This is a genomic window from Streptomyces sp. NPDC001787, from assembly GCF_040297465.1.
Classification (GTDB): domain Bacteria; phylum Actinomycetota; class Actinomycetes; order Streptomycetales; family Streptomycetaceae; genus Streptomyces.
This window is the reverse complement of sequence record NZ_JBEOZE010000001.1, coordinates 611,783-635,594: the sequence shown is the minus strand read 5'-3', so window position 1 is coordinate 635,594 and position 23,812 is coordinate 611,783. Positions and strand designations below refer to the sequence as shown.

The following is a 23,812-nucleotide window of genomic DNA, read 5'->3' as shown; positions in this document are numbered from 1 at the left end:
CGGCGGCGGGGGGGGGCGGCGGGGGGCGGGGGGCGGTCCCGCGGGCCGCGGGGGGGTGGGCCGGGGGCTGGGCGGCGGGCCGGACCGCCGGGGAGGGCTGGGGGGCGGCCGACGAGGGCGCGGCGGGCTGCGGCTCGGCCGGCGAGGGCGCGACGACGGGCTGGGCGGCCGGGGAGGCCGAGGGTCCCGCTCCGTGGCGGGCCCGGTCTCCGTCCGGGGTACGGGGCGGTGGCGGCGCCACGGAGCGGGCCATGCCCCGGGCGACGGCGTCCTGGATGGAACCGGCCAGCTCCGCGGCCCCCGCCACTCCCTGGTCCGCGAGCATCTCCGCGAGTCCGGCGGCGTATCCCTGGCCTACGGCGCGGACCTTCCAGGCTCCTTGCCGGCGGTAGAGCTCCAGGGCGCTGACGGCGGTCTCGGAGTCCAGGCCGGTGAGCGTGAAGGTGGCGATCTCGGTGCCGTCCAGCCCGGTGACGGCGACGAAGGGCGCGGCGACCGCACCGAACCTCACCGGACCGCCGGCGCCCACGGGGAGGGCGAGCAGCACGGTGACACGGTGGACCGCGTCGGGCAGGGCGTCGAGGTCCACCGCGAGCCGGTGGCCCGCGGCGGCCTGCTGGGACACCTCAAGACCGGGGAGCCGGGGCGATCCGGGGTGGGCGATCCACTCGATGCCGTGCACCGTGCCCTGTTCGTCGCCGAGGGTGGCTCCGGCCACGACGGGGGAACCCGCCGACACCCGGATCTCCAGACGGGTCTGGGGCAAGGTGTGGTTCTGCCCCCGGACCAGTTCGGCCGTCATTCCTGCCCTGTCCCCTCGACGATCGGCTTGTGGTGCGGTGCTGCTCGCTGTGTGGTTCGAACGGGTTTCGCGGTGCCGTGCGATGTGATGCAGCTCCCGGCGGCGGGGCCTCCGGGAGCTGCTCTCCGTGCTCTTACTGCTCGTAGTACTCGTACCGCTGTGGACCGGACTCCGCCGCGTTCCGCCGTGCCCGGTCCCGTGAGCGGCAACTACAGGTGCGGCAGGATCGAGGGCATCAGGTCCTGGAACGTGCGGCCGTTGGCCGGGTTGCCGAGGGCGGTCATCTGCCACCCGCTCCCCGCGCGGTGCACCTTCGCCATGATCTGCGCGGTGTACTGCCCGCCGCCGTCGAGCGTGTAGCGGGCGAGCTCCTGGCCGTTGGTCTCGTCAACGATGCGGCAGAAGGCGTTCTGCACCTCCTGGAACGTCTGCCCGGTGAAGGAGTTCACCGTGAAGACGATCTGGTCGATGTGGACCGGGACGCGCGCGAGGTCGACGAGGATCGCCTCGTCGTCGCCGCCCGAACCGGCGCCACCGACCAGGTTGTCGCCGGTGTGCTTCACCGAGCCGTCATCACTGACGAGGTGGCGGAAGAACACGACGTCGACAGGCTGCTTGTCGGCGAACAGCACCGCCGAGGCATCCAGGTCGATCTCGCGGGTGCGCGAGCCGAACAGTCCGCGGCGCGGAGCCGCCTGCCAGCCGAGCCCCATCCGTACCGCGGTCAGGGTCCCCCCGTCGCTCTTCTGCAGGCTGATGGCCTGACCCTTGGTCATATTGACCGTCACGCGCTGTCCCCTCTCCGCATTGCCCCGCATCCGTCCGTGTGCGGTTTCCCCGCACCCTACGCAGTCCGCCCAGGCCCGCAGCAGGTTCGGGCGGTTTTTGTGTCGGTCCTGCAACACACCGGACCGGCGTGGTCAGGCAAGGCCCGCTTCCTTCATCTGCCGCAGTTCCTTCTTCAGCTCGCCGACCTCGTCACGCAGCCGGGCGGCCACCTCGAACTGCAGGTCGGCGGCGGCAGCCCGCATCCGCTCGGTCATCTCCTCGATGATTCCGGCCAGCTCGGTCGCGGGCCGGTCGCCGACCACCGCGCCGTTCGACGCGGTCCCGCCCCGCGCCGCGCCGCCCTTGGCCGCCTTGCCGCCCAGCGCGGGAACCGGGGCCTTGGCGCCCTTCGTCTGCCGGTAGCCGGTGCCGAGGAGCTGCTCGGTGTCGACCTCCTCACGCGCGATCGTCGCGACGATGTCGTTGATCTTCTTGCGCAGGGGCTGCGGGTCGATGCCGCGCTCGGTGTTGTACGCGATCTGCTTCTCGCGCCGGCGGTTGGTCTCGTCGATGGCCTGCGCCATGGCCGGGGTGATCTTGTCGGCGTACATATGGACCTGGCCGGACACGTTACGGGCCGCACGTCCGATGGTCTGGATGAGCGAGGTGCCCGAGCGCAGGAAGCCCTGCTTGTCCGCGTCGAGGATGGCCACCAGCGAGACCTCGGGCAGGTCGAGGCCCTCGCGCAGGAGGTTGATGCCGACCAGGACGTCGTACTCACCGGCGCGCAGCTCGCGCAGCAGCTCGATACGGCGCAGTGTGTCGACGTCGCTGTGCAGATAGCGGACCTGGATGCCGAGCTCCAGGAAGTAGTCGGTGAGGTCCTCGGACATCTTCTTGGTGAGGGTGGTGACCAGGACCCTCTCGTCGCGCTCGGTGCGCTTGCGGATCTCGTGCACCAGGTCGTCGATCTGGCCCTCGGTGGGTTTGACCACGACCTCGGGGTCGACGAGACCGGTGGGGCGGATGATCTGCTCCACGAAACCGTCGCCGCGCGAGAGTTCGTACTTGCCGGGGGTGGCGGAGAGGTAGACGGTCTGGTCGGTCCGCTTCAGGAACTCCTCCCACTTCAGCGGGCGGTTGTCCATGGCGGACGGCAGCCGGAACCCGTGGTCGACGAGGGTCCGCTTGCGGGAGGCGTCGCCCTCGTACATCGCGCCGATCTGCGGCACCGTGACGTGCGACTCGTCGAGGACGAGCAGGAAGTCCTCGGGGAAGTAGTCGAGGAGGGTGTTGGGGGCGGTGCCCGGGGAGCGGTCGTCGAAGTGCATCGAGTAGTTCTCGACGCCGGAGCAGGTGCCGATCTGGCGGAGCATCTCGATGTCGTACGTCGTGCGCATGCGCAGCCGCTGGGCCTCCAGCATCTTGCCCTGCTTCTCCAGCTCGGCCAGGCGCTGCTCCAGCTCCCGCTCGATGCCGCCGACCGCCTTCTCCATCCGCTCGGGACCCGCGACGTAGTGGCTGGCGGGGAAGACGTGGAGCGACTGGTCCTCGCTGATGACCTCTCCGGTGAGCGGGTGGAGGGTGGAGAGCGCCTCGATCTCGTCGCCGAACATCTCGATGCGGACGGCGAGCTCCTCGTAGACCGGGAAGATCTCGATGGTGTCGCCGCGCACCCGGAAGGTGCCACGGGTGAACGCCAGGTCGTTGCGGCTGTACTGCATCTCGACGAAGCGGCGCAGCAGCCGGTCGCGGTCGATCTCCTCGCCCACCTTGAGCTGGACCATCCGGTCCACGTACTCCTGGGGCGTGCCGAGGCCGTAGATGCAGGAGACGGAGGCGACCACGACGACGTCGCGCCGGGTGAGCAGCGAGTTCGTCGCGGAGTGGCGCAGCCGCTCGACCTCCTCGTTGATGGAGGAGTCCTTCTCGATGTAGGTGTCCGACTGCGGTACGTACGCCTCGGGCTGGTAGTAGTCGTAGTACGAGACGAAGTACTCGACGGCGTTGTTGGGCAGGAGCTCGCGGAACTCGTTGGCCAGCTGGGCGGCGAGCGTCTTGTTCGGCGCCATCACCAGGGTGGGGCGCTGCAGCTTCTCGATCATCCACGCGGTGGTCGCCGACTTGCCGGTGCCCGTGGCGCCGAGCAGGACCACGTCCTTCTCATCGGCGCGGATGCGCCGCTCCAGCTCGGCGATGGCCGCCGGCTGGTCGCCACTGGGCTGGTAGGAACTGACGACCTCGAAAGGCGCCACCGAACGTTCGATCTTCGAAACGGGCCGCATGCAACCACCGTACGACCCCCCACTGACAACGGGGCCGGATCAGCGGTACCGCGGCGGCCTGGTATCCCTGCGGCCAGGGGTTTCATGGGTCGCGCGGCGCGGCTGGGCCGCCATCGACCCGGGCCGGCCGCCGCCCCGGAGGCCCCCGCCGTTCCGTCGGACCTCCCCGGCGGGCTCTCCCATGACCACCAGGGGGTCGAACATCACGACCACCGCGGCCAGCAGCAGGAAGACGGCCGGGCCGATCAGCATCGGGACGATCAGTGTGGCGGGGGTGTCCCCCGCGACGGCGCCGGTGGCGGCGTCGGCATGCAGGTGAACGTCGAGCGCGGCCATTCCGGTGTAATGCATTCCGCTCACCGCGACCCCCATGACCAGGCTGGCGCCGAGGCTGGCCGCGAAGCCGTGGACGGAGACGGCCGCCCAGAGCGCGGCGGTCGCGGCCACCACGGCGATGACGACGGACAGGGACACGGTGAGCGTGTCGTACGCGAACTGTCCCTGGAGCCGCATCCCCGCCATGCCGAGGTAGTGCATGGAGGCCACCCCGAGGCCGGTGATGGTGCCGCCGGTGATCAGTGCCATGCGGGTCGCGCCGCGGTAGCCGACAATGAAGATGCCGATACCGACCATCACGATCGCGACAGCCAGGCTCGCGAAGGTGATGGCCTTGTCGTACGTGATCGGTGCCCCTTCGACGGTGAACCCCATCATCGCGACGAAATGCATGGTCCAGATACCGGAGCCGATGGAGGTGGCCCCCAGGGCCAGCCAGCCGGCTTTGAAGGACTGTTCCGTTCTCAGGGACCGGGTGGTGCAGCGCAGCCCCAGCGCGGCGCCGAGGCAGGCCATGAGAAATGCCGCGACCGGGGTGACGAGGCCGTAGCTGAAACCGTCCACTGTGCCCTGCATGCTGGTACGCCCTTCACGGAAGCCCGGGTTCGGGGGTGACCCTAAGGGGCGAGGCCCGGCAGACAAACATAAGAGCGGCATTTTATCGACATGGAAATCCTCCGGTGACCCGGTACCGAGGATTCCGTTCACGTCGTGGCCATCGGCGCCCTGTTCTCCGTTGGTGATCGGCTGCGACTCTCTGCGTGTCCGCATCTCCGAGCGAGGAGTACACGTGTCCGTACGCACCGCAACCGCCTCCACCGCCTTCGCCGCCCTGCTCGGCGCCGGCGCTCTTCTGCTGCCCGCGTCCCAGACGCAGGCCGCCGACCGTCACGGCAGTCACGGCCGTCACGACAGCCCGGTCGTCTTCGCCCACCGGGGGGCATCGGCGTACGCGCCGGAGAACACCCTGGCCGCCGTGGACGCCGCGGACGACCTGGGCATCGACTGGGTGGAGAACGATGTGCAGCTCACCAAGGACGGTGAACTGGTCGTCATCCACGACACCAATCTGAAGCGGACGACGAACGCCGAGGAGGTCTTCCCCGACCGCGCCCCCTGGGCGGTCAAGGACTTCACCGCCGCCGAGATCGCGAGACTGGACGCGGGCAGCTGGTTCGGCGCGCGGTTCGCGGGTGCCCGGGTACCGACGCTCAAGCAGTATCTGCACCGGGTCGAGCGCAACCGCCAGAAGCTGCTGCTGGAGATCAAGAGCCCGGAAACCTACCCCGGCATCGAGCAGGCCACTCTCCGGGTGCTGCGCAAGGAGGGCTGGCTCGACCGCCGCCATGTGAAGCACAAGCTGATCATCCAGAGCTTCGGCGGCGACAGCGTGAAGAAGGTGCACACGCTCCGCCCCGACATCACCACCGGCTTCCTGGGCACCCCGGCGGTGGCCGATCTGCCGTCGTACGCGGCGTTCAACGACCAGATCAACCCCTCGTACTCCACGATCAGCGCGGACTACGTGGCGGCCGTCCACAAGCTGAAGGGCGCGCACGGCAAGCGGCTCCAGGTGAACACCTGGACGGTCAACGACGCGGCGAACGCGGCCAAGGTCCATGAGTTCGGGGTCGACGGCATCATCACGAACTTCCCCGACGTGGTGCGTGACGCCACGCGCTGACGCCACACGCCGACGCCGACGCCGGACGCCGGCGCCTGAGGGACAGGACCGGCGGGAAGGTGCCGAGGGCGTGATGGAGCCACGGATGCCGCGTTGTCAGTGGCCGGTCGTACCGTGGTCGGCATGAACAGCAACGAGCAGGCCGTGGAGTGGTCCGTCGTACCGAGCGACATCGGACCGCTGTTGCTCGCCGCCACCGGCACCGGGCTGGTGAGCGTGATCTTCCACGCCGGTCCCGCCGTCCGGGAGCGGGCGCTCGGTCAGCTGCGCACGCGACTCGGCGCGGAGCCGGTGGAGGTTCCCGGCTCCGCGCGGCTCGCGGGGCCGATACGCCAGCTCGCGGCCTACTTCGCGGGCGGGCTGCGGGAATTCACGCTGGATCTGGACTGGTCGCTGACCTCCGGCTTCCACCGCGAGGTGCTCCAGGAGCTGTCGTCCGGTGTGCCGTACGGGACGGTCGTCGGGTACGGCGACCTGGCCGCGCGGGTGGGGCAGCCGGGGGCGGCACAGGCCGTGGGGGCGGCCATGGGGTCCAACCCGCTTCCGGTGGTGGTGCCGTGCCACCGGGTCGTGGAGAGCGACGGCGGGCTCGGCGGCTTCGGCGGCGGGCTGGAGACCAAGCGGCAGCTGCTCGCCCTGGAGGGTGTTCTGCCGCAGCCGCTGTTCTAGCAGGCGGCCACTGCTCGGGTCGGCAGTCGCCGCTCCGGTCCGCAGCCGCCACTGCTCGGGTCGGCAGTCGCCGTTCAGGCCCGCAGCCGCCGCTTCCCGCCGGCATGTGACCGGCGGGACACCGAAACCGTCTTCGTACTCACGTACGAGTGATGGCACACTTCGCCGGTGACGACCCCCCGCTCCATACCCGCGGTCACCGCTGCCGACCTGCCCGCCCTGCAGCGCAGGACATCCGCCGTGCTCATCGCCAGCCAGATACTCGGCGGCCTCGGTGTGCCCATCGCCATCGCCCTGGCCCCCGTCCTGGCCACGGAGGTGGGCGGCTCCGAAGCGCTGTCCGGTCTCGCCTCGACCGCCTCGGTGGCGGGTACGGCCCTGCTGTCACTGCCGCTGGCCGCGCTGATGACCGCACGGGGCCGCCGCCCCGGCCTGGTGCTCGCCTATCTGATCGGCGCGCTCGGTGCCGGCCTGGTGGTGCTCGCCACCGTCGTGAACAGTTTTCCGCTGCTGCTGCTCGGCATGGCCGCGTTCGGCGCCGGCTCCTCGGCCAATCTCCAGGCCCGGTTCGCCGCGGCCGATCTCGCGGGCCCGGACCGAAGGGGCCGGGCGATCTCCACCGTCATCTGGGCCACGACGATCGGCTCCGTGCTCGGCCCCAACATCACCGCACCGGCGGGCCGGCTCTTCCGCGGCACACCCGTGCCCGAGACCGCGGGCCCGTTCCTCATCGCGGCCTGCATCTTCCTGCTCGCGGGTCTCGTGGTCGCGGCACTGCTGCGCCCCGACCCGCTGCTCACGGCCCGCGCGCTGGCCCCGGACGACGGCCCCGCCGCCGGGAAACGTTCGCTGCGCGCCGCCGTCGCCGCCGTCCGGGCCGCCCCGATGGCCCGGCTCGCGCTGGTGACCGTGGCCGTCTCGCACACGGCCATGGTTTCGATCATGGTCATGACCCCGGTCCATCTGGGCCGGCACGGCGCGGACCTCCAGCTGATCGGGCTGGTCATCAGCGGCCATATCGCGGGCATGTACGCGTTCTCCCCGGTGATGGGGTGGCTGTCCGACCGGCTCGGCCGACTCGCCGTCATCGGTCTGGCGGTCGGCCTGCTCGCGTGTGCCGCGCTGCTGGCGGGCACCGCGGGTCACCGCGACGGCCAGACCGCCGCCGGCCTGTTCGTGCTCGGCCTCGGCTGGTCGGCGGGCATGATCGCCGGTTCGGCCCTGCTCACCGACTCGGTGCCACCGGCCGCCCGCGCCGCCGTGCAGGGTCTGTCGGACCTGACCATGAACACGGCGGCGGGCGTCGGCGGCGCGGTGGCCGGGGTGATCGTCGCGCAGTGGGGCTACGGCCCGCTGAACGCGATCGGCGCCTGCCTGCTGCTGCCGATGGCCGCGCTCGCCCTGCGCCGGAGCCTGCGACCGGACAGCGGCCGGACCCCGGACCCCAACGGCGAACGGACCGCGGACCGGACCCCGGACCTGAACGGTGAACAGGCCGCGGCCCCGGCAGAGGGCCCGGCCGCCGACCGGAACCGGTGCCTCAAAGGCTGATGTGGTAGGCCTTGCGCAGCGTCTCGTGCACCGTCCACGTCGTACGGTCGCCCTCCCGCAGCACGCAGGCGTCCCCCGGCCCCACCTCCAGCGTCGCGCCGCCCTCGACCACGACCGTCGCCCGCCCGCTGACGACCACGAACAGCTCGTCGGCCTCGGTGTCGGTGACCACTCCGGGCGTGATCTGCCAGATGCCCCGCACCTGCTTGCCGTCCGGGGACTCCCACAGCACCTTGCCCGTCACCACCGGGTCGCCCGAGACGATCTGCGCGGGATCGAGTGGTTCCGGTTCCAGTTCGGCGTCCGGGATGTGCACGGAGAAGGAGGCGGGAGCTTGATCAAGTGTCGTCATGGCCGGTCACCCTAGCCGCCGCCCCCAAAGGCCCGGCCACCAGGGACCGGCGGGAACGGCCACCGGGACCGGTGGCGGGGCGGCACTCCCTGGTTTGCGGGCGCCCCGCCCGCGACAGGGATGGGGCTGCCACAGAACCCGCCGGAGCAGACGGCCCACCGGTCGCCGGAGCACACCGCGAGCCCCGCGCACGACGACGCCGGGCGCTACGCACCGGCCCTGTCCGACGAGGTACGCGCGGCCCTCGATGCTCGACGGCGTCGCCCGTCTGCACATCTCCGGCTCTCTCCTGTTCGCCGCGACCAGCCGCGCGACGGCCCTTCTCGCCCTGCGGCCGGCCCGGCGGCTCGGCATCCCGGTCAGCGTGGACCCCGCCTCCGCGGGCTTTCCGGCCGAGCTGGGTGCCGGCCGGTTCCTGGAGTTGGCCGAAGGGCGAATCTGCTGCTGCCCAACGCGGACGAGGCCGAGCGGCTGACCGGCCTGCCCGAACCGGCCGACGCCGCGGCCCAGTTGAGCCGGCGGTTCCCGAAGGCCGTCGTCACGCTCGGCGATCGGGGCGCCCTGCTGGCCGCCGGGGGTGCGGTGACCGCCCGTGTCGCCGCCCGCCCGGTCCACGGCCCGGTCGACTCGACGGGCGCGGGCGACGCGTTCACCGGCGGCTTCCTCGCGGCGCGGGTCGCCGGGGCGGACGACGCCGCGGCAGCGGCGGCGGGCTGCCGGGCGGGAGCGGAAGCGGTCGCCACGGTCGGCGGCAGACCACCCCCGTAACGCCCGGACCCGCCGACCACCGCACGCCGGCCCACCGTCACGCGCCTACCACCGCACACCGGCCCACCGTCATGCGCCTGCCCGCCCACCACCGCACGCCCGCCGACCGTCACGCCCCCGGCCTCCCACTACGCGCCCCGCCCCGCGCCCCCCAGCCCCGACCAGGCGGGATGCCGCGGGTCATCGGCCCGTACGACCACGTCGGCGCGTTCGGCGGGCGTGACCTCGTCCTCGTACCGGGCGAACGCGGGCAGGGTCCACCGGCCGGACTCCGCGGTGCGCCGCCGCAACGCCCCCGGCGAGAGCCCCAGATGGACGCTCAGGTCGAACGGGAACCAGCGCCCCAGCAGCAGCGGTCCGTGCACGAGCACCACTCCGCCCTCGGGCAGGGCGTGGTACGGGCTCCGGGTGGCCCGGTCCGTCACCGGGTCCCACAGGTCCGGGAGCACCCGCCCGCTGCCGCCCGGCTCCAGCGGCCCGAACACCTCGCGCCACAGGGCACCCGTGTCGAACCAGCTGTCGGCGTACGAGTCGGGGTCCTCCTTCCCGTACTCGTACCGGAGACTCGCCGGACGCAGGAATCCCTCGGTGGCCACGACGAGCACGGCACGGCCGCGCACCCGCAGCTCCTGGGCGACACGTTCCGCCAGCCCACCGGTACCGGACGCCGGGGCTCCGTCGATACCCACCCGGAGCCGGGCACCGCCGTCCGACGGCGTCAGGGAGTCCGCGTGCGCCGCCAGGGCCCCGGCCAGCCCCTCCCAGGTGATCGCTTCGAGTCGCACACGTCCATCATCCCCCGTCCACGACCTCATTCCCCGCGCAGTTCGGCGGCGAGCGGCCCCTCGCCCGTCACCTCGATCCGGCCGTCCTTGACCGCCTCGATGAACGTCACCTCGCCCCTGCCGAGCGCCGGACACAGCTCGGCGTCGAGCCTGATCCGGGCATCGGGGCGGTCGGCGGGGCCGTATCCGTACACATCCCCGCCCGCTCCCCCCGCTGCCGCCCCCGCCCCCGCACGGACGTGGAACTCGCCTTCGTCCAGGTGGACTTCGACGACTCCGCTGTGCGTCAGGCCGCCCAGGGCGCGCAGCAGCGGCAGGGCGTACCAGTGCGCCCGCACCGCGTCGGTGGGGCGCCGCCCGGTCAGTGCCGGCGCGCCCCATTCGGCGAGCGCGGCCAGGACGGGCAGCAGGCCGTGGCCGCGCTCGGTGAGCTCGTACACGGACGCCGCCGCCGGTGGCGGGAGCCGGCGGCGCACGGCCAGGCCGCTCTGTTCCATGTCCTTGAGACGGGAGGCCAGCACATCGGTGCTGACACCGGGCAGATCGGCGTGCAGATCGGTGTAGCGGCGCGGGCCCGCCAGCAGTTCACGGACGATCAGCAGGGTCCACCGGTCGCCGACGGAGTCGAGGGCACGGGCGGCGGCGCAGAACTGGTCGTAACTGCGGCGGCGGACAGGGCGTGCTGCTGGCTGCTGCTGACGTGGCATGCGACGCAGTCTAGACATGTTGTTGGACTTTCCAAGCTCAAGCTTGGTAAAACCAAGTATCGCAATCGGGTCGGGGAGGCACCGCATGGAGTTCCGGCAGTCCAGCAAGCTCAACGAGGTCTGTTACGAGATCCGGGGCCCGGTCATCGAGCAGGCCAACGCCCTGGAGGAGGCGGGCCACAGCGTGCTCCGCCTCAACACGGGCAATCCCGCGCTCTTCGGCTTCGAGGCGCCGGAGGAGATCGTCCAGGACATGATCCGGATGCTCCCGCAGGCACACGGTTACACCGATTCGCGCGGCATCCTCTCCGCGCGGCGCGCTGTCGCGCAGCGCTACCAGGCCATGGGGCTGCTGGATGTCGGCGTGGACGACATCTTCCTCGGCAACGGGGTCTCCGAGCTCATCTCCATGGCCGTGCAGGGGCTGCTGGAGGACGGCGACGAGGTACTGATCCCGTCGCCCGACTATCCGCTCTGGACGGCCGTGGTGACGCTCGCGGGCGGCAAGGCCGTGCACTACGTCTGCGACGAGTCGGCGGACTGGAACCCGGACCTCGCCGACATGGCGTCGAAGATCACCGACCGCACCAAGGCCGTCGTGATCATCAACCCGAACAACCCGACCGGAGCCGTGTACCCGCGCGAGCTCCTCGAAGGGATCCTCGAACTGGCCCGCAGGCACGGGCTGCTGGTGCTCGCCGACGAGATCTACGACCAGATCCTCTACGACGACGCCGAGCACCACAGTGTGGCGACCCTCGCCCCCGACCTGGTCTGCCTCACCTTCAGCGGGCTGTCGAAGACCTACCGCGTCGCGGGCTTCCGCTCGGGCTGGATGGTGGTGTCCGGGCCCAAGCAGCACGCCCGCAGCTATCTGGAGGGCCTGACCATGCTCGCCTCCATGCGCCTGTGCCCCAACGCGCCCTCGCAGTACGCCATCCAGGCGGCGCTCGGCGGCCGGCAGTCCATCCGCGAACTGGTGGCGCCGGGCGGCAGGCTGTACGAACAGCGCACCCGGGCCTGGGAGAAGCTCAACGAGATCCCCGGCGTGTCCTGTGTGAAGCCGAAGGGCGCGCTGTACGCCTTCCCGCGCATCGACCCGAAGGTGCACCCCATCGTCGACGACGAGAGGTTCGTCCTCGATCTGCTGCTGCGCGAGAAGATCCAGGTGGTCCAGGGCACGGGGTTCAACTGGCCGCGTCCCGACCATTTCCGTATCCTGACCCTCCCGTACGCCGACGATCTGGACGCGGCCATCAGCCGCATCGGCCGATTCCTGAACGGATACCGTCAGTGACCTGTTCCTTCTGCCGGGTTCCCGTCCACACCCAGTTCGCCACTCCGGCGCTGGTGGGGCCGATCGTCGAGGGCGGGCTCGATCCGGCCGAGGATCCGGGCTGGGCGGAATCCGGCGCCGCCTCGCCCGCCGAGTACGCGCGCTGGGCGGGCCATCTGTGCGGAATGACCTGTCTGCGCATGGCCCTGGGCGCACTCGGTGCACCCGGTACGTCCGGTGTTCCCGGCCCGGGTGCCGCTGCCGCCGTTCCCCCGCTGTTCGCCCTGCGCGACGGCGGGCTGAAGTACGGGGCGTACACGGAGGACGCGGACGGGGTGATCAAGGGCCTGATCTACGCCCCGTTCGCCCGGTACGTGCGTGAGGTCCATGGGCTCGACGCCACCGTGCACCGGCATCTCGACCTCCAGGAGATCCCCGGCCTGCTGGACGAGGGCCGGACGGTGATGGCGTCGGTGCACTACGGAATCCGGCATCCCGACCGGCCGGCCCCCGGGCGGGGCGGGCATCTGGTGCTGCTGACCTCCCGTACACCGGACGGGGACGGCGTCCACTTCCACAATCCGTCCGGCACACACGCCGGTACGCGGTCCGCGCGGCTGCCGCTGGCGCACTTCGGGCGCTTCTTCGCCGGCCGTGGTGTCTCCCTGGGCGCCGGTCGCGGCGTCTCCCCGGGTGCGGGTCCGGGACGGGCCACGACGGCGGGAACAGGGACGGCGGCGGGGGCCGGAACGGGAGCGGAGGGCGGAACGGGAGCGGGCCCGGAGGCGTAGCCGGCCTCCGGGCCCTGTGGTTGCCGCCCATGCAGCACACCGGCACATTTAAGGACCCGGGTCAGTTGTCATGTCGTCGCGTCCTGCCTTTAGACGACCGCGGACCGAAGCTCCGCGGGCCGGAGTCGAACCGGCATCTCGACGCCCTTGGGCCCAGGCCCGTTTGATCCGGCGATCGGCGGCGAATGCTGAGTCTGGAGCAAGAGTCTGAGATTGATCGCGGTCTGCCTCTGCCAGTTGGGCCACTCCGGCGCGGACGCGTACACCTGCTGCGGTGTACGCGGGGAGTGCCGGAGGGAGGACTCGAACCTCCACTGGAACCGCGTCGTCACGACAAGCTTCAGGTTCAGCTTGCGCTCCTCGCGCACCCCGGCCGTGGTGTCGTGGTGGCCGGGGAATCCATGGTCGGTCACCCGAAGAGGTAACCGAATACCGCATCACCCACCCGTTGGTCGGTGACATCGGCGCCGTTGGCCTCCTCGCGGGCGAACTTCACCGCCTGCTGGAGCCTTTCCACCCGGTCCAGCAGCTCGTTGACGCGCCGTGCGGGAAGGGCTCCGGAGAACTTCACCGTCGTCCAGTAGCCGATCGGGATGTCCTCGTAGTACACCTCGACCTGCGCCGGGTGCTTCTCGGTGGCCTCCGCCTTCACATGGTTGCGGGGCACCTTCTTGGTACGGAGGGTCCTGACCGGCTCCGTCTTCCAGGAGTCGGTCGACGGGTCCTGAGTCCAGGCCTCGGAGGCGTCCAGCACCGGCAGCTTGCGGACGAAGGTGTTGATGTCGGTGAGCTGCTTCTCCAGGAAGAGGAGGTACGACACCGGCACCGCGCTCACCAGCACCCGGCCGTCGACCACCACATCGGCGCGGGCCGAGCAGTTCGCCCAGTCCTTCGTGGCGGTCACATCGAAGAGCCGGGTGAGCGTCACCGCGGTCTCCCGCAGGACGTCCTCGGCCTTGACCTGCACCAGCGTGGACTCGGGCGGCAGCTGCTCGCCCTCCTCGTCCTTCGGCTGGTAGGTCCGGGAGATCCCGGCCAGCAGTCCGGCCTTCTGGAGGCCGTGATGCGCCGCCGTCAGGTCCTGGTGTGCCTTGGACTTGACGCCCTTCTCCACTGCGATGATCTGATTGAGTTTCGCCACGTGCGGGAACCTAGCACCGCCGACCTGCGCTGATCGAAAGGTTTTTCGCGGGCCGTCAGCCGCCCAGCAGGGCTTCCAGCGCGCTCACCGGATCGGGGTCCGGGGCGGCGCGGGGCCACCAGTCGTCGGCGCCGGGGTCGGACTCGTAGCCGTACCAGCGGCCGTCGTGGCCGAAGCGGAGCTGAAGGGCGCCGCCCGGGTGGGTGAGGTGGTTGCGCCAGGGCTGGAAGCGGGGGAAGTCGGCGGCGGCCAGGGCCGGGCGGGCCCGGTCGAACGGCCCGGCCGGAGGGTCCCAGGATGCCTCCAGGACCGCGAGGCCCTCGGCATCGCCCTGCCGCCAGGCGGCGACGGCACGGGCCAGGTCGGTGGTGGTACGGCCGGTGGCGTAGGCCAGCTCCCGGTACAGGGCCCGGGTGGTGGCGGTGAGCCCGGCGGTGGGACGGGACGCGGCCAGCCGGACCGCGTCCTGCCACGGGGTGAGGCCCGCGAGCGGGTCCTCGCCGGTGGTGAGCAGCCGGTGGGCGCGGGCCGCCGCGTCCGTGGCGAGGTGATCGAGGCCCAACGGATCGCGTGCGCCCGGCAGATCCGGATAGGACGGCGGCTGCCCGGGGTGCGGGGGGACCGGGAGGGGCGCCGGGAGCGGCGGCAGGAACCGCTCGGCCAGGGCGTCCCCGGCGGCGACCGAGGGCGCGGCGGGGGCGGCGGGGCGCTCCCGTGCGGAGTGTTCCGCGTTGCGCCGGCCCAGCTCGTCGAGGAGTTCCCGCTCGCCCCTGCCGCGCATCAGCAGAAGGACGAACGGATCGCTGTCGAGCAGCCTGGCCGTCTGGAAGCACAGTGCCGCGACGTGCTTGCAGGGCCGGCCGTGATCCGGGCACGAGCAGCTCGGATCGAGATCGCCCGCGGCGGGCAGCAGCCGGGTGTCGGTCTCCTGGGCCGTGTCGGCCAGGGAGTGCGGCATCTCCTTGGCCAGGAGTGCGGACAGATGCCCGGGGTGGGCGGCGACCGCGTCGAGGAGTGCCTCCCAGCCGGTGTCCGTGAAGGTGCGCAGACGCAGTTCGGCCCGGTACGGGCGGGGGCGGCTGCCGTGGACATAGGCGACGACCCGGCCGGGGGTGACGGTGATCGCGGCGACATGTCCGGCGTCGGCGTAATCACGTCCGCGGGCGAGCCGTGCCTCGTCCATCGACAGGGACTCCAGGGCGGCCACCCAGGCACGCCCCCACCAGCTGTCCGCGAAGGGCTCGCCCTCCTCGGACGTGCGGGCCGGCACCGCTTCGAAGGTGCGCCGCAGATCGTCCGGGCCCGGCCGGGACCGGGGCGCGGTGCGGGATGCGGGGCGAGGTGCGGGGCGAGGGCTCATGACGGTCTCCGGAGCGAGACGAGATCGGCCAGATCGCGGTCGCTGAGCTCGGTCAGCGCACTCTCGCCGGTGCCGAGGACCGCGTCGGCCAACGCCCTCTTCGACTCCAGCAGTTCGCCGATCCGGTCCTCCACCGTCCCCTCCGCGATCAGCCGGTGGACCTGCACGGGCTGGGTCTGGCCGATCCGGTACGCCCGGTCGGTGGCCTGCTCCTCGACCGCCGGATTCCACCAGCGGTCGTAGTGGATGACATGAGCGGCGCGGGTGAGGTTCAGTCCGGTGCCGGCCGCCTTGAGCGAGAGCAGGAAGACCGGGACCTCGGCCGCCTGGAAGCGGTCCACCATCCGTTCCCGCTCGGGCACGGGCGTACCGCCGTGCAGGAGTTGGGAGGGGATGGCGCGGGAGGCGAGGTGGGCGGAGAGGAGTCTGGCCATCGTCACGTACTGGGTGAAGATCAGGACGGAACCGCCCTCGGACAGGATCGTGTCAAGGAGTTCGTCCAGCAGCGCGAGCTTGCCGGAACGGCCGGTGAGCCGGGTCGGCTCCTCCTTCAGATACTGGGCGGGGTGGTTGCAGATCTGCTTCAGCGAGGCCAGCAGCTTCATCACCAGACCCCGGCGGGCGATGCCCTCCGCAGCCTCGATCTGCGCCATCGTCTCGCGCACCGCCGCCTCGTAGAGCGTGACCTGCTCTCGGGTGAGGGAGACGGGGTGGTCGGTCTCGGTCTTCGGCGGCAGCTCGGGGGCGATACCGGGGTCGGACTTCTTGCGGCGCAGCAGGAAGGGACGGACCAGCCGGGCCAGCCGCTCGACCGCTTCGTCGTTGCCCAGCCCCGCGGCCGTACCCGTGTTCTCCACGCTCCGGGCGTGCCGCGACCGGAACGCCTTGAGCGGGCCGAGCAGTCCGGGGGTCGTCCAGTCGAGCAGCGCCCAGAGCTCGGAGAGATTGTTCTCCACGGGGGTACCGGTGAGGGCGACTCGGGCCGGTGCCGGGATCGTGCGCAGGGCCTTGGCCGTGGAGGAGTGCGGGTTCTTCACGTGCTGCGCCTCGTCGGCGACGACCAGGCCCCAGGACTGCGCGGCCAGCTGGGCGGCGCTGGAGCGCATCGTGCCGTACGTCGTGAGGACGAAGCCGCCGTCCGGGTCGGTCAGTGTGCGGTCGGTGCCGTGGAAGCGGCGCACCGGAACGCCGGGCGCGAAGCGGTTGATCTCCCGGTGCCAGTTGCCCAGGAGGGAGGCGGGGCAGATCACCAGCGTCGGCGCGGGGCGGGCCCGGTGCAGATGAAGGGCGATCACCGTGATCGTCTTGCCGAGGCCCATGTCGTCGGCGAGGCAGCCGCCCAGCCCCAGCGAGGTCATCCGGTCCAGCCAGGCCAGGCCCCGCAGCTGGTAGTCGCGCAGGGTCGCGTCCAGGCCGGGGGGTGCCGGAACGGTGGCGTCGTCGGTGAGGATACGGGCCCGGAGAGCGGCCAGCGCACCGGCCGGCACCGCGTCCACCTGCTCCCCGTCGACCTCGGCGCTCCCGGTGAGGGCGACGGCCAGGGCGTCCACCGGATCGAGCAGCCCCAGCTCCCGCTTGCGCGCCTTGCGTACGAGCGCGGGGTCGACGACCACCCACTGGTCCCGCAGCCGCACCACCGGGCGGTGCGCCTCGGCCAGGGTGTCCATCTCGGCCTCGGTCAGCTGCTCGTCGCCCAGCGACAGCTGCCAGTTGAACGCGAAGAGCTGCTGCGCGTCGAAGAACGAGGTGCCGTCGGTGGCCGAGCCGGGCGCGGGGCGCACGACGGCGGACGCGGTGAGCGAGCGGGCCAGCTCACGCGGCCAGTGGACCGTGACCCCGGCCGCCGCGAGGCGGGCCCCGGCATCGCTCAGCAGCTCGTACAGCTCGTCCTCGGTGAGGGCGAGCACATCGGGAACGGGCTGGTCGAGCAGCCGTTCCAGCGGATCCCAGACGCGGGCGGCACGGCGCAGCGCGAGCACCGCGTCGACCTGGGCGCGCGGCCCGAAAGGCTCCCCTCCGCCGCCGTGCCACAGGGCGGCGGCGTCGATGACATACGTCGGATCGGCGAGGCTGTGCACCTGAACGACGGCCGCCGCGGCATGGCGGGCGGCGCGATCCCCCGGCCCGCGCGGACCGCCCGCGCCGTCGGGGCCGCCGGTGCGGTCGGTGTCGCCGGTGCGGTCGGTGTCGCCGTCGGCTTCGCCGGAACCGTCCGTGGCGTCGGCGAGGGCGTAGGTGTCGGCGGTGTCGAAGAGCTCGTACGCGGAGAGGTCGAGCCGCAGCGAGACCCGCACACCCGCGTCCAGGCCGGAGGCCACCTCGACGGCCCAGGCGGCGGCACCGGGCAGATGCTGGGCCTCGCGGGCGGCGAACGGCGCCCCCATCGCGTACGCCGCGGCCGGCGTACGGGGCAGGGTGTCGGCGACCGCGTCGAGGAAGGCGCCGATCAGGAACTCGGGCTCGGGGAGCCGGAGCGGCGGGAGGTCCTGGACCGGCACCGCGTGCCCCTCCGGCGGCATCGCGGCGGCGACGGCCCGCAGCTGCGCGATGTCCTCCGCGTCACGCGGGCCCGCCCGCCAGGCGTCGTGGTTGCCTGCCGTCAGTCCCGGCAGCAGCCTGCCCCGTGCCACCAGATTCAGCGCGTGCAGCGCGGCCGCACCCCAGCAGCGCGTGGCGGGATGGGCGGATGCCCGATGACGGGCGCGGACGAGCAGGGGCAGGGCGTCCTCGACGGACAGCACGACGGCCGGCACGGTGCACGTCCGGACCTGGCGGGCGCCGCCCGTACCGTCCCGCCGGACGACGGTGAGCTCGCTGACTCCCCCCTGACCGGCGGCGGGCGCTGCCGCCCCGGCCGGTGCGGCACCGGTGACGTACGAGAACGGATTCCCGGCCTCCGCGGCGTCCCCGCGCTCCTCCGGGTCCCAGAAGGCCACCCGGCCGTCCCTGGGCAGCGCGCCGGGCAGGAACACCGCCGGACAGCGCAGCAGACGGCCGAGCTGCGCGTTCCGCGCGTCGTGCGTGTCCTGTACGGACATGTCCGGCCACCCCCTCCCGCCCCGGATCGTGTGTGTTCCTCTGGCTCCGCGAGTCTAGGCGGGGGGTCTGACAACGCTCGCGCCGACCGCTGTTCCCGCGGCCGTCACCGCAGCTCAGAGCGGTCGGCCGGGACGAGGGGGCGGCCCCTCGGCGCCTCGGTCCCTCAGTGATGGGCGAACGGCCCGGCATCGGTCCTGGAGGCCGTAGAGCCCGTGGGGGACCCCGCTCCGGAGGACCGTGCGCCGGACGCCTCGGCCCTGGACGCCTCGGTGTCCGGCGCCGAGGCCCTGGAGGCATCGGTCCGCTGCGGAACCTGTGGCGGCGGCTGCTGCGGCTGCTGTGCCAATTGGGGCTGCTGCGGCTGCTGCGCCCGCTCCAGGAAGCGGAGCAGCTCGACCGGGAACGGCAGGACGAGGGTGGAGTTCTTCTCGGCCGCGACCGCGACCACGGTCTGGAGCAGTCGCAGCTGCAGGGCCGACGGCTGGCTGGACATCTGCTCGGCCGCCTGGGCCAGCTTCTTCGACGCCTGCAGTTCCGCGTCGGCGTTGATCACCCTGGCGCGCCGCTCCCTGTCGGCCTCCGCCTGACGTGCCATGGAGCGCTTCATCGTCTCCGGCAGGGACACGTCCTTGATCTCCACCCGGTCGATCTGCACCCCCCAGCCGACGGCCGGGCTGTCGATCATCAGCTCCAGGCCCTGGTTCAGCTTCTCCCTGTTGGACAGCAGATCGTCCAGGTCGCTCTTACCGATGATCGACCGGAGCGAGGTCTGGGCCATCTGCGAGACCGCGAAGCGGTAGTCCTCCACCTGGACGACCGCGCTCGCCGCGTCCACCACCTTGAAGTAGATGACGGCGTCCACCCGGACGGTCACGTTGTCCCGGGTGATGCCGTCCTGGGCGGGCACGGGCATGGTCACGATCTGCATGTTCACCTTGCGGAGCCGGTCCACCCCGGGCAGGACCATGGTGAAGCCCGGCCCTCGCACATCGTCGCGAAGCCTGCCGAGCCGCAGCACCACACCGCGCTCGTACTGCTTGACGACCCGGGCCGCCGCCGCGGCGTACACCGCGACGGCGCAGAGGGCCGCCACCACCGCGATCACTAGCTCCTGGCCCATCACGGCCCCCTGACAGAGATCGAACGCGCCCGAAAAAAGCGCTGTTACCACGATATGCCCGATAAGTACACCAGGCGAACCTCCGGCGCGCCGCGGCTCGCCCGGTCGGCCGCGCACCGGATGCCGGGCCGGCCCGGAGCGGGAAGGGTGACCAGCGCCGGGACGTATCAGGTGACGTACAGGCACACCCCGTGACGTACGGGAGACAGAAGAGCCGGACGAGAAGACGAGGACCCCGCCCATGTCCGTGACCGCGAACGCGACCATGACCACCCCCGTGACCGCGACCGGTCACCGCCGTCGGAGCCGTCTCGGCGTCGCGGCCGGAGCGACGCTTCTCGCCCTCACCGTCACGGGCTGTTCCGGTCTCGGCCGCACCGCCGTGGGACCGGTCATCTACTCCACCGAGCGGGACGCCGTGATCATGGTGAACAGCCCCTCGGTCAAGGGCTGCCACCGGCTGGCCCCCTCCGGTGTCCGCGAGGTCGAGAACCGGACCCTGGTCGACATCATCATGTACCGCACCCGGAACTGCACCGGCGGCAATACGACCTATGTGCCCACCACATTCACCGACACCAAGGCGCACAACAGCCGCCCCTGGCGCAGCTACAGCATCGTGCACTGACCCGGCGGGGCCGGGGAGGCCGCACGGCCGTCCCCGGCCCCACCGGCTACGAGGGCAGGGCGCGCACCCACGTCCCGTCGTCGGTGAGATACCGGTCGACGGTGAGTCCGGCGGCCTCCAGATGCCCTTCGAACTCCTCGCGGGACAGCTCCCTCGACAGGAACGTCTGCGTCCACCGGGCGTCGTCGAACACATACTCCGCGTGCACCGAACGCACACCGTCGCCCACCGGCTCCGCCGAGACGATCCGGATGGTGCAGCCCGCCGGGTCCCGCCGCTCCCACGGCAGGTCGGAGCGGTGCGCGACGCCCTCGCGCTGAATGAGAACGCACCCGCCGTCCGCCACATGCGCGCGGCAGACCCGCAGCATTCCGTCGCGCACCCGGCGCTCGGGCGCGTGGACCAGGAACGACGCCAGCATCACCACGTCGAACCTCTCCTCGCCGAGGTCCAGCGACTCGATGGGGCTCTGTACCGTACGGGCGCCGCCGATGTGCTCCAGCATCTCCGCCGACTCGTCCACGGCCGTCACGGTGAAGCCGCGCGACACCAGTGAACGGGTCACCCGGCCCGCGCCGCAGCCCAGCTCCAGAATGCTCGCTCCGGCGGGGACCGCCGCCTGGATCACATCCGGTTCCTCGCCGACGGACAGCCGTCTGTACAGCTCGACCGCGCAGCCGTCCGGAGTGATGGCCCCGGGTCCCGTCCCCGTATACCCCTCGCGTACCAGTCGTCCGCTCATACTCCGTCAAACGTCCGGGGGTACGGGCCCGTTCCCGTCCCACGGGGTCGGCGCGCCGGACGCGGTGTGCGGCCCGGCGCGAGGTCTCAGCGTCCCGGGCTGCGGCAGCCGGCCGTCACGTCGTCCTGGGCGCCCGGCAGGATCAGGGCTCGGCACACGGCGACGGCGACGGCCCCCTCGGCCACCCGTCGCCGATCGCGCCCGGCGCACGCGTTCCGTCCGCCGCCCGGCGGGTCCATGCTGGTAGGTGAGGCGATCCGTATGCGTACCGGCAGTGAACCCGCGACCGCCCGCAGTGCTCTGCGGATGCGGTTCTGGCTGAGTCTATGGGGCATGGTCTGGGCGCTCTTCGGCCTGGCGGCCTTCGCGCTGACCGGGCGGCCCGGCTGGGCGGCGGCCTGCGCGGTGCTGCTGGTGCTCGTCGTCCTGGACCTCTGTGTGATCCTCCACCGCTTCCGCCAGGGGCCGCACTACCAGCCGGGCCGCGACATCCCGCCCTACGAACCGGACCGCGGCACGGACCCGCCGCGGCCGGCCCGGTCCCACAGGCGCCCCCGTCCGGGCTGAACAGCCGGCCGGGCCCACGGGCGCGACAGCGGTACGTGTCACGGGACATGGCCCATGGGACACCTGGAACGGGACACGGGACACGGGACATGGGACACGGGACATGGGACACGGCACACGTGACACGGGCCGGGTGTCAGTCCGGCGCCTCGAAGCGGGCCGCCCGCAGATACTCCGGGTTCGGGTCGAGCGCGGCGGCGAGCCGGAAGTGCCGGGTGGCCTGTTCCGGCCTGCCGGCCCGCTGGAAGGTCCGGGCCAGCGCGAAGTGGGCGAACGCGTTGTCCGGCTCACGCTCCAGCACCAGCTCGAACTCCAGCTCGGCCGGGCGCAGTTGGGCGGAGGCGAAGAAGGCGCGGGCCCGCAGCAGCCGGGCGGCCGTGTTCTCCGGATGCGCGGCTATCACCGAGTCGAGCAGTTTGACCGCGCCCCGCGGGTCCCGGGCAGCGAGCAACTGCTCCGCCGCCCGGAAGTCGATGACATGGGTTTCCGGGTTCCTCTCGGGCACGGTCGTGTCCTTCCCTTCGCTCGCGAGTTCCCCAACACCCGTACGGGCCGCGGTATTCCGCCTCAGCGGGCCGCGGCCCGCCGTGTCAGTTCGGCCCACACCTCGCGGACCTGGGGCTCCAGCGCCTCCAGCGGTCCGTCGTTGTCGACGATCAGATCGGCGATGGCCCTGCGCTCCTCGCGGGTCGCCTGAGCGGCCATCCGGGCGCGGGCGTCGGCCTCCGTCATACCGCGCAGCCGTACGAGCCGGTCGAGCTGCGTCGTGGGGGCGGCGTCCACGACGACGACCAGGTCGTAGAGCGGGGCCAGGCCGTTCTCGGTGAGGAGGGGGACGTCGTGGATGACGACGGCGTCCCGGCCCGCCGCCCGTTCCAGCTCGGCGGAGCGGGCGCCGACCAGGGGATGGACGATCGCGTTGAGTGCGGCCAGGCGGTCCGCGTCGGCGAAGACGACCGCGCCGAGAGCGGGCCGGTCCAGGGTGCCGTCGGCGTGGAGGATGCCGGGACCGAAGGCGTCGACGACGGCCGCGAGTCCGGGGGTCCCGGGCTCGACGACCTCACGCGCGATCCGGTCGGCGTCGATCAGCACGGCACCGTATCCGACGAGCAGCCGTGACACTTCGCTCTTGCCGGCGCCGATCCCGCCGGTCAGGCCCACTTTCAGCATGGGCCGCAGCCTACGTCCCCCGGCCCGCCCCGTCAGGCGTCGCCCTCACGTTCGGCGAGGAACCGTTCGAATTCGCGGCCGATCTCGTCCGCGGACGGCAGATCCACCGGCTCGGCGACGAGGTTGCCCCGCGTCTCGGCGCCCGCGACCGCGTCGTACTGGTGCTCAAGTCCCTCGACCAGCGACACCAGTTCCTCGTCGCCCTGGCCGATCTGCCGGTCGATCTCGGTCTGGGTGCGGTGCGCTTCGGTACGGAGCGAGTGCGCGAGGGCCGGCAGGACGAGACCCGTCGCGGCGGTGATCGCCTCCAGTGCGGTGAGCGCCGCGTCCGGGTACGCGGAGCGCGCGACATAGTGCGGCACATGCGTGGCCACCCCGAGGACGTCGTGGCCGGACTCCATCAGCCGGTACTCGACGAGCGACTCGGCGGAACCGGGAACCTGCGCCTCGTCGAACGGACTGCGGTGGCCCGGCATGAGGTCGGTGCGGTTGCCGTGCGGGGTGATGCCGACGGGGCGGGTGTGCGGGACGCCCATGGGGATGCCGTGGAAATTGACGGCGAGCCGGACACCGAGGCGCTCGACGATCTGCTCGACGGCGGCGGCGAACCGCTCCCACTCCACGTCCGGCTCGGGGCCGGACAGCAGCAGGAACGGCGCCCCGGTGGCGTCCTGGACCACCCGGACATCCAGCGTCGGGGCCTCGAACGCGGCCCAGCGGTCACGCCGGAAGGTGAGCAGCGGGCGCCGTGCGCGGTAGTCGACGAGCCGGTCGTGGTCGAATCTGGCCACGACCTGATGGGGCAGCGTTTCGAGCAGGCCGTCGACGATCTGCTCGCCGGTCTCACCCGCGTCGATGTATCCGTCGAAGTGGTAGAGCATGACCAGGCCGGCCGACTCCTGCGCCAGCGCCATGTCGACGACTGCCAGGCCCTTCGGCTCCCATTCGTACAAACTCTGCGGATCAGGCACGGTTACCGCTCCTCCTCGTATTCCTAGGGAAGAACGCCACCACGGGCACGGGCATTCCCCGCGCGAGACCTTTCCCCGCCATTCCCCGGTGTCCGTACGAGGATCCCCCGCAGGCCCGGGGCCGGCCTCGGGCGGAACCCGGGAGGGCCGCGGAAGGTCCCCGAAACGCGGCGCCGAGCGGTCCCCAAGTGCCCCCGCCCCGTGGTCCGTTGACCGATACGGCGGGCGCCGCCGCGGCACGCCCCCCTTCGCGGGCCCAAGCGCCCCGTCCCCGGACACGCGGATCTGGTCCAGACCTTG

General features: G+C 72.0%; 22 protein-coding genes, 1 tRNA gene and 1 pseudogene. 8 read left to right on the top strand and 16 right to left on the bottom strand.

What is annotated here, in order from left to right; translation table 11 throughout:
• The 4 genes from ABT170_RS02715 to ABT170_RS02700 form a co-directional block, all read right to left on the bottom strand.
• A partial coding sequence (locus ABT170_RS02715; RefSeq protein WP_351863570.1) for a TerD family protein occupies positions 1 to 802 on the bottom strand: 802 nt, incomplete at its 3' end.
• Positions 803 to 1,011: 209 nt separating this feature from the next.
• A complete protein-coding gene (locus ABT170_RS02710) occupies positions 1,012 to 1,590 on the bottom strand; it encodes a TerD family protein (RefSeq protein WP_329942296.1) in 579 nt (192 codons plus the stop codon).
• A 132-nt stretch (positions 1,591 to 1,722) separates the two neighbouring features.
• The gene (gene uvrB, locus ABT170_RS02705) at positions 1,723 to 3,855 is read right to left on the bottom strand and encodes an excinuclease ABC subunit UvrB (protein WP_329942295.1); all 2,133 of its coding nucleotides are present in this window, start codon (positions 3,853 to 3,855) and stop codon (positions 1,723 to 1,725) included.
• Between the two features lie 39 nt (positions 3,856 to 3,894).
• Complete coding sequence (locus ABT170_RS02700; protein WP_329942294.1) at positions 3,895 to 4,767, bottom strand: MHYT domain-containing protein; 873 nt, start codon at positions 4,765 to 4,767, stop codon at positions 3,895 to 3,897.
• Between the two features lie 214 nt (positions 4,768 to 4,981).
• Between ABT170_RS02700 and ABT170_RS02695 the strand changes: the two genes are divergently transcribed.
• The 3 genes from ABT170_RS02695 (at position 4,982) to ABT170_RS02685 (ending at position 8,095) form a co-directional block, all read left to right on the top strand.
• Positions 4,982 to 5,875 (top strand): glycerophosphodiester phosphodiesterase, encoded by an 894-nt coding sequence (locus ABT170_RS02695; RefSeq protein ID WP_351863567.1) that lies wholly within the window; start codon positions 4,982 to 4,984, stop codon positions 5,873 to 5,875.
• Positions 5,876 to 5,998: 123 nt separating this feature from the next.
• The gene (locus tag ABT170_RS02690; protein WP_329942292.1) at positions 5,999 to 6,544 is read left to right on the top strand and encodes a methylated-DNA--[protein]-cysteine S-methyltransferase; all 546 of its coding nucleotides are present in this window, start codon (positions 5,999 to 6,001) and stop codon (positions 6,542 to 6,544) included.
• Positions 6,545 to 6,712: 168 nt separating this feature from the next.
• Positions 6,713 to 8,095 (top strand): MFS transporter, encoded by a 1,383-nt coding sequence (locus ABT170_RS02685; RefSeq protein WP_351863565.1) that lies wholly within the window; start codon positions 6,713 to 6,715, stop codon positions 8,093 to 8,095.
• Here ABT170_RS02685 and ABT170_RS02680 read toward each other — a convergent pair.
• Positions 8,085 to 8,447, bottom strand: coding sequence for a cupin domain-containing protein (locus tag ABT170_RS02680; RefSeq protein WP_266929728.1), 363 nt, complete (start codon positions 8,445 to 8,447; stop codon positions 8,085 to 8,087). The genes ABT170_RS02685 and ABT170_RS02680 overlap by 11 nt on opposite strands.
• A gap of 193 nt (positions 8,448 to 8,640) precedes the next feature.
• Between ABT170_RS02680 and ABT170_RS02675 the strand changes: the two are divergent.
• Positions 8,641 to 9,215: pseudogene (locus tag ABT170_RS02675) on the top strand (carbohydrate kinase family protein); the annotation flags it as partial.
• A 128-nt stretch (positions 9,216 to 9,343) separates the two neighbouring features.
• Here the strand turns inward: ABT170_RS02675 and ABT170_RS02670 are convergent.
• The gene (locus tag ABT170_RS02670) at positions 9,344 to 10,000 is read right to left on the bottom strand and encodes a nucleoside/nucleotide kinase family protein (RefSeq protein WP_351863563.1); all 657 of its coding nucleotides are present in this window, start codon (positions 9,998 to 10,000) and stop codon (positions 9,344 to 9,346) included.
• 26 nt (positions 10,001 to 10,026) lie between these two features.
• On the bottom strand, positions 10,027 to 10,707 hold the full coding sequence (locus ABT170_RS02665; protein ID WP_329942289.1) for a winged helix-turn-helix transcriptional regulator: 681 nt from the start codon (positions 10,705 to 10,707) through the stop codon (positions 10,027 to 10,029).
• 85 nt (positions 10,708 to 10,792) lie between these two features.
• Here ABT170_RS02665 and ABT170_RS02660 point away from each other — a divergent pair, with 85 nt between their 5' ends.
• Both ABT170_RS02660 and ABT170_RS02655 read left to right on the top strand, forming a co-directional pair.
• A complete protein-coding gene (locus ABT170_RS02660) occupies positions 10,793 to 12,004 on the top strand; it encodes a pyridoxal phosphate-dependent aminotransferase (RefSeq protein ID WP_329942288.1) in 1,212 nt (403 codons plus the stop codon).
• Positions 12,001 to 12,774: a cysteine peptidase family C39 domain-containing protein gene (locus tag ABT170_RS02655; protein WP_351863560.1), complete on the top strand. Its 774-nt coding sequence runs from the start codon at positions 12,001 to 12,003 to the stop codon at positions 12,772 to 12,774. The genes ABT170_RS02660 and ABT170_RS02655 overlap by 4 nt, the downstream gene beginning before the upstream one ends.
• Positions 12,775 to 13,062: 288 nt before the next feature.
• Here ABT170_RS02655 and ABT170_RS02650 read toward each other — a convergent pair.
• The 5 genes from ABT170_RS02650 to ABT170_RS02630 form a co-directional block, all read right to left on the bottom strand.
• Positions 13,063 to 13,148, bottom strand: a tRNA-OTHER gene (locus ABT170_RS02650).
• A gap of 35 nt (positions 13,149 to 13,183) precedes the next feature.
• Positions 13,184 to 13,915 (bottom strand): DUF7873 family protein, encoded by a 732-nt coding sequence (locus ABT170_RS02645; RefSeq protein WP_329942286.1) that lies wholly within the window; start codon positions 13,913 to 13,915, stop codon positions 13,184 to 13,186.
• A 55-nt stretch (positions 13,916 to 13,970) separates the two neighbouring features.
• Positions 13,971 to 15,275 (bottom strand): SWIM zinc finger family protein, encoded by a 1,305-nt coding sequence (locus ABT170_RS02640; RefSeq protein WP_351863558.1) that lies wholly within the window; start codon positions 15,273 to 15,275, stop codon positions 13,971 to 13,973.
• Positions 15,272 to 18,313: an SCO1167/SCO6262 family helicase gene (locus ABT170_RS02635; protein ID WP_329942284.1), complete on the bottom strand. Its 3,042-nt coding sequence runs from the start codon at positions 18,311 to 18,313 to the stop codon at positions 15,272 to 15,274. The genes ABT170_RS02640 and ABT170_RS02635 overlap by 4 nt, the downstream gene beginning before the upstream one ends.
• A 164-nt stretch (positions 18,314 to 18,477) precedes the next feature.
• Positions 18,478 to 19,434, bottom strand: coding sequence for a slipin family protein (locus tag ABT170_RS02630; protein ID WP_351863556.1), 957 nt, complete (start codon positions 19,432 to 19,434; stop codon positions 18,478 to 18,480).
• A gap of 241 nt (positions 19,435 to 19,675) precedes the next feature.
• On the opposite strand from ABT170_RS02630, the gene ABT170_RS02625 reads away from it, so the two are divergent.
• Positions 19,676 to 20,062, top strand: coding sequence for a hypothetical protein (locus ABT170_RS02625; RefSeq protein WP_502970462.1), 387 nt, complete (start codon positions 19,676 to 19,678; stop codon positions 20,060 to 20,062).
• A 46-nt stretch (positions 20,063 to 20,108) separates the two neighbouring features.
• Here ABT170_RS02625 and ABT170_RS02620 read toward each other — a convergent pair whose 3' ends face one another.
• Positions 20,109 to 20,804: a class I SAM-dependent methyltransferase gene (locus ABT170_RS02620; protein ID WP_329942281.1), complete on the bottom strand. Its 696-nt coding sequence runs from the start codon at positions 20,802 to 20,804 to the stop codon at positions 20,109 to 20,111.
• A gap of 237 nt (positions 20,805 to 21,041) precedes the next feature.
• Between ABT170_RS02620 and ABT170_RS02615 the strand changes: the two genes are divergently transcribed.
• Positions 21,042 to 21,371 (top strand): DUF6343 family protein, encoded by a 330-nt coding sequence (locus ABT170_RS02615; protein ID WP_329942280.1) that lies wholly within the window; start codon positions 21,042 to 21,044, stop codon positions 21,369 to 21,371.
• Between the two features lie 136 nt (positions 21,372 to 21,507).
• Here ABT170_RS02615 and ABT170_RS02610 read toward each other — a convergent pair whose 3' ends face one another.
• The 3 genes from ABT170_RS02610 to ABT170_RS02600 form a co-directional block, all read right to left on the bottom strand.
• Positions 21,508 to 21,876 carry a tetratricopeptide repeat protein gene (locus ABT170_RS02610; RefSeq protein WP_266929744.1) on the bottom strand — a complete coding sequence of 123 codons (369 nt, stop codon included), beginning with the start codon at positions 21,874 to 21,876 and terminating at the stop codon, positions 21,508 to 21,510.
• A gap of 62 nt (positions 21,877 to 21,938) precedes the next feature.
• A complete protein-coding gene (coaE, locus tag ABT170_RS02605) occupies positions 21,939 to 22,541 on the bottom strand; it encodes a dephospho-CoA kinase (protein ID WP_351863553.1) in 603 nt (200 codons plus the stop codon).
• A gap of 32 nt (positions 22,542 to 22,573) precedes the next feature.
• On the bottom strand, positions 22,574 to 23,512 hold the full coding sequence (locus tag ABT170_RS02600) for a PAC2 family protein (RefSeq protein WP_266929746.1): 939 nt from the start codon (positions 23,510 to 23,512) through the stop codon (positions 22,574 to 22,576).
• Positions 23,513 to 23,812: the final 300 nt, after the last annotated feature.

Coding starts and splice junctions, on each gene's coding strand:
- uvrB (WP_329942295.1), bottom strand. CDS start 3,855: ATGCGGCCCGTTTCGAAGATCGAACGTTCGGTGGCGCCTTTCGAGGTC.
- ABT170_RS02700 (WP_329942294.1), bottom strand. CDS start 4,767: ATGCAGGGCACAGTGGACGGTTTCAGCTACGGCCTCGTCACCCCGGTC.
- ABT170_RS02690 (WP_329942292.1), top strand. CDS start 5,999: ATGAACAGCAACGAGCAGGCCGTGGAGTGGTCCGTCGTACCGAGCGAC.
- ABT170_RS02680 (WP_266929728.1), bottom strand. CDS start 8,447: ATGACGACACTTGATCAAGCTCCCGCCTCCTTCTCCGTGCACATCCCG.
- ABT170_RS02665 (WP_329942289.1), bottom strand. CDS start 10,707: ATGCCACGTCAGCAGCAGCCAGCAGCACGCCCTGTCCGCCGCCGCAGT.
- ABT170_RS02660 (WP_329942288.1), top strand. CDS start 10,793: ATGGAGTTCCGGCAGTCCAGCAAGCTCAACGAGGTCTGTTACGAGATC.
- ABT170_RS02640 (WP_351863558.1), bottom strand. CDS start 15,275: ATGAGCCCTCGCCCCGCACCTCGCCCCGCATCCCGCACCGCGCCCCGG.
- ABT170_RS02635 (WP_329942284.1), bottom strand. CDS start 18,313: ATGTCCGTACAGGACACGCACGACGCGCGGAACGCGCAGCTCGGCCGT.
- ABT170_RS02630 (WP_351863556.1), bottom strand. CDS start 19,434: ATGGGCCAGGAGCTAGTGATCGCGGTGGTGGCGGCCCTCTGCGCCGTC.
- ABT170_RS02625 (WP_502970462.1), top strand. CDS start 19,676: ATGTCCGTGACCGCGAACGCGACCATGACCACCCCCGTGACCGCGACC.
- ABT170_RS02620 (WP_329942281.1), bottom strand. CDS start 20,804: ATGAGCGGACGACTGGTACGCGAGGGGTATACGGGGACGGGACCCGGG.
- ABT170_RS02615 (WP_329942280.1), top strand. CDS start 21,042: ATGCTGGTAGGTGAGGCGATCCGTATGCGTACCGGCAGTGAACCCGCG.
- coaE (WP_351863553.1), bottom strand. CDS start 22,541: ATGCTGAAAGTGGGCCTGACCGGCGGGATCGGCGCCGGCAAGAGCGAA.